We start from the raw sequence: 11,626 nt of genomic DNA, 5'->3' as shown, positions 1-11,626 counted from the left end.
CACAGACGACTCCCCTCAGACCTCTCCGACGATCTCCCCAGATTACTGCGTGGGAGCTGAGCCCTCGGCGTCGCCACCCTCGCCGGCGGGCGGGGTCGGCGTTGCGGCCGCCTGGATCTGCTTCTCCATCTGCGGGGAGCGCGGGGAGGGCATGTCGTTTCCGCAGTAAGCCACGTAGCTGGCCGTCACCGTCGCGCCCGGGGTGCCCGTGATCGTGATGGGGGCGCTGAGCTGCCCACGAGCGAACGTACGATCCGCGTTGCCGTCGTCGAAGGTCGCGTTGGTGAGCTTGACCTCGTACGCCGACAGCGCCGGCACACCGGACGGGCACTCGAAGTTCGTCCAGTTCAGCGTGACCGTCGCGCCAGTGGTGGGCGTGCCGCTGAGGCTCGGCGCAGACGACGGGGCCGGGATGCTCACCGCGGCCTTGTACGTCGTGAGGGTGATCAGAGTGCCCTCTTCGACGTTGCCCGACTCGCTGACGCTCTGCACCCAGCCCTCGCGGTCGGGGGAGGGGGCGGCGGTGTTGCCCGCGACGCACTCGCCCTGCAGGCCGGCGTCGACCAGCACCTGCTTCGCCTCGTCGCAGGGGCGGTCGACGAGAGCGAGGTCGCCGACATTGACGAGAGCCTTCTCGGGTGCGCTCGGAGTGGCCGAACTCGGTTTGGGCTTCGGCTTGGCGGGCGCAGACGACGACGAAGCGGGTTGAGCCTCGTCCTCATTGCTCAGCATGGCGATCAGCGTGCCGCCGAGCACGAGCACGAGCAGCGCGATCAGGGCGATCAGCGGCCACGTCCACGGGCTGCGCTTGCGCTTCTTCTGCTCCTCCGGCTCGGTGGTCGTCGTCGAGGCGACGGCGGCACCGGAGGGCAGCTGCGCGGTGGTCGGCAGGATGCGCGTGGCCTCCTCGCCGCCCATCCCGGTCAGGATGCGCGTGGCGTCGTCGGCATCCGCCACACCGGCTCCGGCGATGGCAGGCACGGCGATCGCCGCCGAGTTCAGGTCGCCGCGACGCAGCGCCTGCGCTGCGCGCGAAACGGTCGCCGCCGACGACGGGCGGTCGGCCGGCTTCTTGGCGATCATCGCCATCACGAGGTTGCGCACGGGCACCGGCACCGAGTCGGGCAGCGGCGGCGGCTGCTCGTTGATCTGCGCCATGGCGATGGCCACCTGCGACTCGCCGGTGAACGGCCGCTTGCCCGCAAGGCACTCGTACGCGACGATGCCGAGCGAGTACACGTCGGTCGCGGGCGACGCCGCGTGCCCCGAGGCCTGCTCGGGAGACAGGTACTGCACGGTGCCCATCACCTGACCGGTCGCGGTCAGCGGCACCTGGTCGGCGATGCGCGCGATGCCGAAGTCGGTGATCTTCACCCGCCCGTCGGGAGTGATCAGCAGGTTGCCGGGCTTGATGTCGCGGTGCACGAGACCGGCCGCGTGCGCCGCCTGCAGCGCCGAGGCCGTCTGCGCCACGATGTCGAGGGTCTTGTCGGCACTCAGCGCACCGTCGCGCTCGAGGATGGTCGACAGCGCCTCGCCGGGCACGAGCTCCATGACGAGGAAGGCCGAGCCGTTCTCCTCGCCATAGTCGAACACGCTGGCGATGCCCTCGTGGTTGACGAGAGCGGCGTGACGGGCTTCGGCGCGGAAGCGCTCGAGGAAGCCCGGATCGCCCATGTACTCGTCCTTGAGGATCTTGATGGCGACGGTGCGACCGATCACGTGATCGGTCGCCTCCCACACCTCGCCCATGCCGCCGATCGCAATCCGCGACAACAGCTCGTAGCGTCCTCCGAACGACACACCCTGCGTCGGCCTCATCTGCCCAGCACCGCCTCTATGACCTTCTTGGCAATCGGAGCGGCGATCGCGTTGCCGCTGCCCGATGTGCCTCTTCCACCGCCGTCTTCGACGACGACTGCCACCGCGACCTGCGGATCCTCCGCAGGCGCGAATCCTGTGAACCACAGCGTGTACGGCTTGCCGCCGTTCTCCGCCGTGCCCGTCTTCCCGGCGACATCGACGCCGTCTATTCTTGCACCCGTCGCGGCGCCCGACTCGACGCCCTCGACCAGCACCGCGGTCAGCGCGTCGGCCGTCTCGGGGTCGAGAGCCTGCGCGAACGCCTCATCGTCGAACTGCCTGTGCACGGCGAAGTCGTCGCCGATCACGGCATCCACCATCCGCGGCTTCATCACCGTGCCGTCATTGGCCACTCCGGCGGCGACCATCGCGATCGTCAGCGGAGTCGCGGTGACCTTGCCCTGACCGAAGCCGGTGAGGCCGGTCGCGTCGTCGCTGAGCCCCGACGGATAGCTCGACGGCGTGACGGCCAGCGGGATCTCGAGGTCGGTGTTGAAACCGAACTTCTCGGCCATCTCGCGGATGCGCTTGTCGCCGAGCTCGACGGCGAGCTCGGCCATCGGGATGTTGCAGCTGAGCTTCAGCGCCTGCGCCAGGGTGGTGGTCTCGCCGTCGCCGCAGGCGCCGCCCCAGGCGTTCGAGACGGTGGTGGTGGTGCCGGGCAGCGTGTAGCGGGCGGGATTGGGGAAGGTCGAGTCGAGGGTCCACTCACCGGATGCCAGGGCCGCGGCCGCCACGACGACCTTGAACGTGGAGCCGGGCGGGTTCAGGTTGCCGCCGATGGCGCGGTTGTACAGCGGCTTGCTGGGATCGGCCGCCAGGCGGTCGTACTCGGCCTCCACGGCATCCGGGTCGTGCGCGGCGAGGGCGTTCGTGTCGAACCCGGGGGTCGAGACCATCGCGAGCACGCGGCCGGTCGCCGGCTCGATGGCCACGACGGCGCCTTGCAGGCCCTGCATCGCGTCGTACGCCGCCTTCTGCGCACGCGGGTCCATGGTCAGCTCGACGCTGAGACCCTGCTGCGGCTGGCCGGAGAGGATGCGCTCGATCTCGCCGAAGAACGCGTTGGAACCGGTTCCCGACAGGTCGGAGTTGAGGGCGCGCTCGATGCCCGTCCGCGAGTCGAGCACGGGGTTGTAGTAGCCGGTGATCGGCGCCCACAGTGCCGGATCGCTGTACACCCGCTGGTACTGGTAGCGGTCGTCGGCCGCCACCGAGGTGGCGATGGCGGTGCCGTCGACGATGATCGATCCGCGCTGGATCTGGTAGCTGTCCAGTCGCGTGCGCGTGTTCGCGGGATTCTGCGCCAGGCGGTCGGCGTCGACCACCTGGATCCAGCTCGTCGCGGCGAACAGCGACAGGAACATCGCGAGGATCACGAAGCTCAGACGTCTCAATTCTCTGGTCATCAGCCGATCACCACCCTGGGCTGGCGGCGCACGGCGTCGCTGATGCGCAGCAGCAGGGCGACGATGAGCCAGTTGGCCACCAGCGACGATCCGCCGGCGGCCAGGAACGGGGTGGTCAGACCGGTCAGCGGGATCACGCGGGTGACGCCGCCGACCATGATGAACACCTGCAGTGCGATCGTGAACGACAGGCCGGCGGCGAGCAGCTTGCCGAAGTCGTCCTGCCCTGCCATCCCGATGCGCAGACCCCGGCTGACGAACACCATGTACAGGCAGAGGATCGCGAACAGCCCGACGATGCCGAGCTCTTCACCGAGGCTGGGGATGATGTAGTCGCTGTGCGCCAGCGGCGTGATCTGCGGGCGTCCCTGACCCCATCCGGTGCCGATCAGGCCGCCGTGGGCGAGGCCGAAGATGCCCTCGACGAGCTGGAAGCTGCCGCCGTCTTGAGAGATCACATCGGGGTTGAACGCGTCGAGCCAGTTCCTGAACCGGCCCTGCACATACGAGAGCACGCGGGTCGCGAGGAACACGCCGACTCCGACGCCCGCCAGTCCGATGAGCACCCAGCTGGTCTTGCCCGTCGCGACGTAGAGCATGGCGATGAACATGCCGAAGATGAGCACTCCGGTGCCGAGGTCGCGCTGCGTGACGATGATCAGCAGCGAGAGCAGCCACACGACGAGCACCGGACCGAGCTCGCGCATGCGCGGCCAGGTGATGCCCAGGGCCCGCTTGCCCACCGAGCTGAGGCTCTCGCGGGTGCGGACGAGGTACCCGGCGAAGAAGATCGCCAGGCAGATCTTCGCCAGCTCGCCGGGCTGGAACGAGAAGATGCCGCCGATCGACACCCATACGTCGGCGTTCACGCCGCGGGCGCGCAGGCCGGGGATGAAGGGCAGGATCAGCAGCACGATCCCGGCGAGGCCGGAGATGTAGGTGAACCGGTAGAGCACACGGTAATTGCGCAGGGCGATGACGATCGCGATAGCGCCGGCCAGCGAGATCGCCGTCCAGGCGAGCTGCTTGGTCGAGAACATCTCCCAGCCGGTGTACTTCTTGGCGATGTCGATGCGATAGATCATCGCGATGCCCAGTCCGGAGAGCACCGTCGCGATGGGCAGGACGAACGGGTCGGCGTCGGATGCCACCACGCGCAGCACCACGTGCAGCGCGAACACGAGCACGGCGAGCCCCCCGCCGATCGCGAGGATCATCGGATCGATCGTGCCGAGGGCCCCGAGCTGCACGAGGGTCAGCGATGCGCCCGAGATGAGCACCGCGAACAACAGCAGCCAGAACTCCCGGTTGCGCTGCTTCTGCGGCATCCGGATCTTCTTGAGGGCCTTCAGCACGCTGGTGTCGGCCGAGACGGCGGTCATGGCGTCGGCACCTCCGTGGTCGGGGTGGGGGTGGGCGAGGGCTGCGGCGGCTCAGCGGGCAGCACCATCTTCGCGAGGCGATCGGTGATCGCCTCGGCGTCGGCGAGCGAGCGGGCATTGATGGTCCGCTCGACCGACGAGCGCTGGTACGACTGCAGGTCGGCGAGCAGGATGCCCGTGTCCTTCACCTCTGTCGACAGCGAGAACGGACCGATGCTCTGCTGCACGCCGCGGTAGATGACGACGCTGTCGTCGTCGGCTCCGACGAAGTACCGCGTCTGCGTCCAGTTGTAGGCGAGGAATCCGGCGCCGACGAGGGCGAGAACGGCGAGGAACAGCGCGAACAGCCACGCCAAGCGGCGCCGGCGCGCACGACGCCGATCCTCCTCGATGATCTCCTCGAAGAAGTCATCGGAGTCGGGCTCGAAGTGGCTGGGCTCGTTCGCGGCCTGCAGCACAGGGTGCAGCCAGCCGGTGAGCGAGGGCCGCGGTGCCGGCACCGGCAGCTCGGACGGGTTCGACGCGGCGCCGACGATGGTCGGGGTGCCCGACGAGAGCGGATGCGCACCGCCCACGTCGACGAGAACGATCGTGACATTGTCGGGAGCGCCGCCGTCGAGTGCCTGCTTGAGCAGGTTGTCGGCCGTGCGCCCCGGGGCGAGGCCGAGTCGCATCGCCTTCGTGATGTGCTCGTCGTCGACGACGCCGGACAGCCCGTCGGAGCACAGCAGCCAGCGGTCGCCGGGCCTGGTCGGCATGACGAACATGTCGAGGTCGGGGGCGATGTCCATGTCGCTGAGCACGCGCATGAGCACCGAGCGGCGCGGGTGGTAGCGGGCCTCTTCGACCGTGATGCGGCCCGAGTCGACCAGACGCTGCACGAAGGTGTGGTCGGTGGTGATCTGTGTGAGGGCGTCGTCACGGTACAGATAGATGCGCGAGTCGCCGATGTGCCCGATGACCGCATGGTCGTCGACCATCACGACCGCGCACAGCGTGGTGCCGAGGCCGGCGAGCTCCGGTCGCTCCTTCGAGGCCTGCACGAGGTCGGCGGCCGCGGTGGTGGCGGCCGCCTGCAGCTCGGCCTGCGCGTCGTCGGTGCTGGCGTAGGCGTGGTCGAGCGGCTCCATGCGCGCGATGGCCAGCGTCGAGGCGACGTCTCCGCCGGCGTGGCCGCCCATGCCGTCCGCGACGACGAACAGGTTGGCGCCGGAGTATCCGGAGTCCTGGTTGTTGGAGCGGACCTTCCCGGTGTGGGAGATCGCTGCGCTGGAGCCCTCGAAGACCATCTCGGTGCGGGGCCTTACGATCGCAGCTCGAAGGTCGTGGCGCCCACCTTGATGGGTGTGCCGATCGACACCTGCAGGGGCTTGTCGCCGAGGCGTCGCCCGTCGAGGTAGGTGCCGTTGGTGGAGTCGAGATCCTGGATCGTCCAGATGTCGCCGCGCCTCGACAGCCGCGCGTGGTGGCTCGAGGTGTAGTCGTCGCGGATCACCAGGCCCGACTCACTGGAGCGGCCGATCGACAGCGAATCCGCCGAGCCCAGCGGCACCTCGAGTCCGGTTTTCGGGCCCGACGTGATGATCAGGTGGGTCGGCACGCGCCCGTTCGAGGGCTCCTTCACCGGCTTGGGGGCGGGGGAGGGGGCGGGAAGGGCGGCCGCCTCACCCGCGGGCATCTTGCGCACCCGGACGCCGAACAGGTCTGCGCGCAGCGAGTAGACGACGCCGAACACGAAGAACCACAGCAGCACCAGGAAGCCGATGCGCAGCAGCAGGAGCACGAGTTCGCTCATCGAGATGTTCCCCTCTGCGTCCCTGAGCCTGGGTGGGTCCCTGAGCCTGTCGAAGGGCTGACCGGCACGACCTGGAAGGTCAGCTCCGTGCGGCCGATCGTGAACGACGTGCCGGGCGTGAGCGCGGTCTCGCGGATCTTCTGCCCGTCGACCTTGGTGCCGTTCGTCGAGCCCAGGTCGCGCAGCATCCCGCGCTCGCCGTCCCAGAGGATCTCGGCGTGCCGGCGACTGGACCCGGCATCCGAGATGGTGATGTCGGCATCGCCGCCACGGCCGATCACCGTGCGGGCGTTGGTGAGCGGATGCCGGCGGCCGTCGATCTCGACGACGCCCTGCCACTCGACCGTGCTCTCGACAGACGAGGAGTTCACCCGCACGATGCCCGTGGCGACGCTCTCGTCGGCCTCCATCGAGATGTGCAGCGGGCCGGCGAAGCTGTACCCCTGCGTCTTCGCGTGCTTCGTCATCAGCGCGAAGAGCTCTTCGTGCAGCGCGCGGCCGAGCCCGCGCATGCGCTGGTGGTCGTCGGGGCTGAGCCGCACGAGGTAGTCGCTGGGCGTGATGATGCGGTCGCGGCTGACCACAGCCGCGTTCGTGTCCGCCTCGCGCCGCAGCGCCGAGGCGATCTCGACGGGCTGGATGCCGCTGCGGAAGGTCTTGGCGAACGCGCTGTTCACAGCGCGTTCCAGACCCTTCTCAAAGCTGTCAAGTAATCCCACGAGGTTCCTCTGGCATGCCGACCGGTAGGGCCATCGTAGTCAGGCGGGCTGGATAACCGCCTCTCCGGGTAGTGCCGGTTCGAAGCACACCCGTCATCGTGATAGCCTTTCGAGGTTGAGTTCTTCGGAACGAGACGATGCGCGAGTGGCGGAATAGGTAGACGCGCTGGCTTCAGGTGCCAGTGCTCGCAAGGGCGTGGGGGTTCAAGTCCCCCCTCGCGCACCACCAGAAATACGGCGAAGGCCCCGGGTCATCCGGGGCCTTCGCCGTATCCGTCCGCAGCGGATGAGAAAGACTTCACGCCCGATCGGATGAGCTGGTCGAGAGATACTCGTCGAGCACGAGTTCGCCGGAGGCGTTCAGCGACGTCATGATGGTGGTGATCCGCTCTGGCGCGACCGGCGGGAGGACGGCGGCGTCGAAGCCGAACTGCAGCGGAATGGCCGGATGCACCCAGATGGTGGTCCGGGCGTCCTGCGCCTCGTCACCGCGCAGCCAGGTCAGCAGGAAGCTCTCGTTGCGGCGCAGCTTGGTGCCGATGACGATCTTCAGATGCACGAGCGTCTCGTCGTCGATGGCGATCGGCGGCTCGGTGCTGTCGTACTTCAGTCTTCCCATACTGGATGATAAACCGCCGACGCATCGAGGCGTGACGATTCGAGTCCGCGGCTGATGCCGTCTGCTGCTCGCCGCCGGTGTCGCCGCTCACCACCGGCGGTACAGTTCCGCCAGTGCCTGCACGCCACCCGTCCGATAGGCGCGAAGCTGCCGCTGCGATCCGGTCCCCTCCGCGCGCAGGCGGCCCAGTTGGTCGTCGACGAAGGCCTCGTCGCCGATGGCGGCGAGTGCAGGGCGAATGGCGTCGAGCATCCGCCGGGTCGCGGTCCACGCGTCTTCGATCTCGCCCTCGGGCGTGAACAGCCTGGCATCCATTCCGTGGCGCGCGGCCAGCCACAGTGCCGCATCCAGCTCAGCGGCCGGTGGCGCAACATCCGGCAGGTCGTCGGCCACGGCGATCGCGCGGGTCAGCGACGCCTGCAGCAGCGCATCGTCGACGCGCAGCTGAGCGTCGGCGACCCTGGCCTCGACCGTGTCGAACCGCTCCGACAGACGTACGGCCCACGACGTCGATCCGCGCGAGGGGAGCAACCCGACCGCGACCATCCGATCGACCGTGCGGTGGTACTCGTCGGCGTCGTGGAAGGCAGGTGGTGCCCATGACACCGGCAGGCGCCGGATGAGAACGCTGCGCCAGCTCGCCAGCCCGGACGCCACTCCGTACGTGAACGGCGAGTTGGCACTGAGCGCGAGCAGCACCGGGAGCCAGGCGCGCACACGACGCAGGGCGCGCACCCGCTCTTCATCGCCGAGCACTTCGACGTGCACGTGCAGGCCGTTCACGGCATGCTGCCTGGTGAGCTGACCCAGCAGCGTCGACACGTCGTCGTAGTGCTTCGATGCCGAGATCAGCGGCGCGTTCCACTGCGCGAGCGGAGCGCCGGTGGCGGCGACCAGCGCATGTTCGGGTGCCAGCTCGGCGAGCATCCGTCGCATGTCGGCGAGCTGCGACCCGGCCTCCTCCCGTGTGCGCACCGGATCGGTGGCGCACTCGAACTGGCACGTGAGGTATTCGGAGGTGATGGTGCCCCCGCCCGGTGCCGGCCCCTTCACCCGCTCGACGATGCCGCTGCCCGACAGGGGGACGAGCGCCGACTCGTCGAGCAGCAGGAATTCCTCTTCGACGCCGAAACGTGCGGCATCCATCGGCTCCTCCTCGTCTTCCGGTGATACGACGAGCGCCGCCGACCCGGGGGTCGACGGCGCGTCGTTCGGCGCAACGGCGGCGAAGACTACTTGTCGAACGCATCCTTGACGTCGTCGCCGATCTTCTTGGCGTCGGCCTTGACCTGGTCGGTCTTGCCCTCGGCCTGAAGGCGCTCGTTGTCGGTGGCATCGCCGATGCCCTCCTTGGCCTTGCCCACGAGCTTCTCGGTGTTGTGCTTGGCGTCGTCCATGGCTCCCATGGTGTCTCCCTCCGTTCGGGGCGGGATCACCGCCCGGTCTGACGTGGAGATGTCAGCGTGTCATCCGGATGCGGGATCGAGCCAAGGGATTGACAGCCGCGGCGGCTCGCGTTACCAGGCGAGGTCATCCGACGGCGTTGCTTGGACATGAAGCGGCTCGGAGAGGTCGTCAGCCTCGCTGTGCTGACGTTTCCTCTCCGAGCCTGCAATCCCCATTCGGTCCCCCAGGTCGTATCCTGAAGGTGCATGCGGTGGGATCTGATCGCTTGTTCCCCGAGTCCCCTTCGGTGACGGCTACTCCCCAGTTTCCGACGATCACCGCATACCTCGGTCCCTTTGCCTGCATCTCCCCAGAAGCTGAGGCGAGGGGGCCGCTCTCATCATGACACTTATTCCTCGATTTGTCCCCCATTTGGGGGACAAATTTCTCGCGGACCATGTATGCTGAACTCTGACGCACCCTCCGGTCGTCTCAGGCCCTCACCGCTCCCCCCGCGGTGGGGGCCGCACACGTTTCATGCAACATTTGTGTCACCTTCTGCTTCGGCCTGTTGACGGAAGGGTCCGCTGGGATAGCGTTAGCGCAGTCGGAGCATCCTGCGTCGACATGGCAATCAGCAGAACGGCAGTAAATGAGCACCCAGGGCACGGTCAAGTGGTTCAACTCGGAGAAGGGCTTCGGCTTCATCTCCCCCGATGACGGAGGCGCCGACGTGTTCGCGCACTACTCCGCGATCCAGTCCAACGGCTACCGCTCGCTCGACGAGAATCAGCGCGTCGAGTTCGATGTGGCACAGGGCCCCAAGGGCCTTCAGGCCGAGAACATCCGCCCTCTCTGAGGCGGGTTTCGAACTCCCCGGTGCCGATCGGCGCCGGGGAGTTCTGCGTCTGCGGGGGTTGCGGTTCGGGGGCCGACACGCCAGATGCCGGCCCGATCCCGCGATAACGTCCGACATCTGGAGTGTCGGCCCCCGGGATGTAACGGACAGCCGGCCGGTCAGCCGAGCAGCAGGGCGTGCAGCTCGTCGGCACCGGCGACCCGCGCCTTCGCGCCGACCGCCTCATCCGGATGCCCGAAGCCCCACTCGGAGAAGATGACGGGGATGCCGTGCTCCGCGCCCCCGTCGACATCGTGGTGGCGGTCTCCGATCAGCACAGGGCGTGACACGTCGGCACCCGCCGCGCGAAGGCGGTCGAGCGCCTGGCCGACGACGAAGGACTTGCCGTCGTGGTTGCCGATGCTTCCGACCCTGGCGCCGGAGACCGCGGTGAAGAGCGGCGTCAGCTCGTAGTGGTCGAGGATGGCCCGCACCTGATTCTCGGGCTTGGTGCTCGCGGTCGCCTGCGGGATGCCCGCCTGATGCACCGCGCGCAGCACGTCGGCGACGCCGGGGTAGAGGTCGACCGACGCGGCATAGCCGTCGGCTGCCGCCAGGGCACGGTATCTCTGCACAGCCTCTTCGGCCTGCACGGCGTCCATGCCGGCGCGCAGCTGGAACGATTCGAGCATCGGCGGCCCTATCCACAGCGACAGCGCATCGGCATCCGGCTCGGCCAGACCGTACGAGGCGAACACCTGCCGCAGACGCGGAAGGATGCCGGCGGACGCGTCGGCGATGGTGCCGTCGACATCCCAGAGGATGCAGGTGTATGACGAAGCGGGCATGCGTCCAGCCTATGGGCGGCGGCGAGGGCCGGGAGACGGCATCCGGCTGATCGGCGCCGGCCCTCAGAACAGGCGGGGGATGCCTGACTCGATGCCCTTCATGCCCTCGTAGTCGAGCACGACGCAGCGGATGCCGCGGTCTTCGGCGAGCACCCGTGCCTGCGGCTTGATCTCCTGGGCGGCGAATACTCCGGTGACGGGCGCGAGGTGCGGATCACGCCCGAGCAGCTCGAGGTAGCGGGTGAGCTGCTCGACCCCGTCGATGTCTCCTCGACGCTTGACCTCGACCGCGATGGCGGCGCCCCGGGCATCCCGCACCATCAGGTCGACAGGACCGATCGCCGTCGGGTACTCGCGGCGCACCAGCGTCGCGCCCTCGCTGATGAGGTCGACCTGCTCGGCCAGCAGCCGCTGCAGGTCTGCCTCGACGCCGTCCTTCTGCAGGCCGGGGTCGATGCCGAGATCGTGCTGCGAGTCGTGGATGATCTCGTAGATCTGCACACGCAGCGCGTCTCCGGTCTTGCGGTGCGTGACGCGCCACACCTCGATGACGCCGGCACTGGCCTCCTCCTCACCGGGGATCTCGGGCGAGAGCGAGCACGGCGGGCTCATCCAGTTCAGCGGCTTGTAGCTGCCGCCGTCGGAGTGCACGAGCAGGCTGCCGTCGCCCTTGTGCACCAGGAGGCGGGTGGCGAGGGGCAGATGGGCGTTGAGCCGACCGGTGTAGTCGACCGAGCAGCGGGCGATGACGAGACGCACCCGAAGAG

At 68.4% G+C, this 11,626-nt stretch carries 12 protein-coding genes and 1 tRNA gene; 2 read left to right on the top strand and 11 right to left on the bottom strand.

Annotated elements, in window-relative coordinates; genetic code table 11:
* Positions 1-42: 42 nt before the first annotated feature.
* From PGB26_RS03765 to PGB26_RS03740, 6 genes are read right to left on the bottom strand one after another with little or no spacing between them, the layout of a single operon-like run.
* Entirely contained in the window at positions 43-1,821 is a 1,779-nt protein-coding gene (locus PGB26_RS03765; protein WP_271638989.1) for a serine/threonine-protein kinase, read from the bottom strand.
* Positions 1,818-3,272, bottom strand: coding sequence for a peptidoglycan D,D-transpeptidase FtsI family protein (locus PGB26_RS03760; protein ID WP_271638988.1), 1,455 nt, complete (start codon positions 3,270-3,272; stop codon positions 1,818-1,820). The genes PGB26_RS03765 and PGB26_RS03760 overlap by 4 nt, the downstream gene beginning before the upstream one ends.
* A complete protein-coding gene (locus tag PGB26_RS03755) occupies positions 3,272-4,654 on the bottom strand; it encodes an FtsW/RodA/SpoVE family cell cycle protein (protein ID WP_271638987.1) in 1,383 nt (460 codons plus the stop codon). The genes PGB26_RS03760 and PGB26_RS03755 overlap by 1 nt, the downstream gene beginning before the upstream one ends.
* On the bottom strand, positions 4,651-5,943 hold the full coding sequence (locus tag PGB26_RS03750; protein ID WP_271638986.1) for a PP2C family protein-serine/threonine phosphatase: 1,293 nt from the start codon (positions 5,941-5,943) through the stop codon (positions 4,651-4,653). The genes PGB26_RS03755 and PGB26_RS03750 overlap by 4 nt, the downstream gene beginning before the upstream one ends.
* A gap of 14 nt (positions 5,944-5,957) precedes the next feature.
* A complete protein-coding gene (locus PGB26_RS03745) occupies positions 5,958-6,449 on the bottom strand; it encodes an FHA domain-containing protein FhaB/FipA (protein WP_271638984.1) in 492 nt (163 codons plus the stop codon).
* On the bottom strand, positions 6,446-7,168 hold the full coding sequence (locus tag PGB26_RS03740; protein WP_271638982.1) for an FhaA domain-containing protein: 723 nt from the start codon (positions 7,166-7,168) through the stop codon (positions 6,446-6,448). The genes PGB26_RS03745 and PGB26_RS03740 overlap by 4 nt, the downstream gene beginning before the upstream one ends.
* Before the next feature lie 139 nt (positions 7,169-7,307).
* On the opposite strand from PGB26_RS03740, the gene PGB26_RS03735 reads away from it, so the two are divergent.
* Positions 7,308-7,394, top strand: a tRNA-Leu gene (locus PGB26_RS03735).
* A gap of 72 nt (positions 7,395-7,466) precedes the next feature.
* On the opposite strand, the gene PGB26_RS03730 is transcribed toward PGB26_RS03735, so the two are convergent.
* From PGB26_RS03730 to PGB26_RS03720, 3 genes are all read right to left on the bottom strand, one after another.
* Complete coding sequence (locus PGB26_RS03730) at positions 7,467-7,787, bottom strand: DUF7882 family protein (RefSeq protein ID WP_271638981.1); 321 nt, start codon at positions 7,785-7,787, stop codon at positions 7,467-7,469.
* An 87-nt stretch (positions 7,788-7,874) separates the two neighbouring features.
* Positions 7,875-8,933, bottom strand: coding sequence for a carboxylate-amine ligase (locus tag PGB26_RS03725; RefSeq protein WP_271638979.1), 1,059 nt, complete (start codon positions 8,931-8,933; stop codon positions 7,875-7,877).
* 86 nt (positions 8,934-9,019) lie between these two features.
* Positions 9,020-9,184 (bottom strand): CsbD family protein, encoded by a 165-nt coding sequence (locus tag PGB26_RS03720; protein ID WP_413635032.1) that lies wholly within the window; start codon positions 9,182-9,184, stop codon positions 9,020-9,022.
* 641 nt (positions 9,185-9,825) lie between these two features.
* Here PGB26_RS03720 and PGB26_RS03715 point away from each other — a divergent pair.
* A complete protein-coding gene (locus tag PGB26_RS03715; RefSeq protein WP_110555044.1) occupies positions 9,826-10,032 on the top strand; it encodes a cold-shock protein in 207 nt (68 codons plus the stop codon).
* A 158-nt stretch (positions 10,033-10,190) separates the two neighbouring features.
* Here the strand turns inward: PGB26_RS03715 and PGB26_RS03710 are convergent, their stop codons facing one another.
* Positions 10,191-10,859, bottom strand: a complete 669-nt coding sequence (locus PGB26_RS03710; RefSeq protein WP_271638976.1) for an HAD hydrolase-like protein — start codon at positions 10,857-10,859, stop codon at positions 10,191-10,193.
* Positions 10,860-10,922: 63 nt separating this feature from the next.
* Positions 10,923-11,618 carry an endonuclease NucS gene (nucS, locus tag PGB26_RS03705; protein ID WP_271638975.1) on the bottom strand — a complete coding sequence of 232 codons (696 nt, stop codon included), beginning with the start codon at positions 11,616-11,618 and terminating at the stop codon, positions 10,923-10,925.
* Positions 11,619-11,626: the final 8 nt, after the last annotated feature.

The sequence above is a fragment of the Microbacterium sp. nov. GSS16 genome (genome assembly GCF_028198145.1).
Classification (GTDB): Bacteria; Actinomycetota; Actinomycetes; order Actinomycetales; family Microbacteriaceae; genus Microbacterium.
Note: the sequence above shows the minus strand (reverse complement) of the source record. Positions and strands in the feature narration are given on the sequence as shown.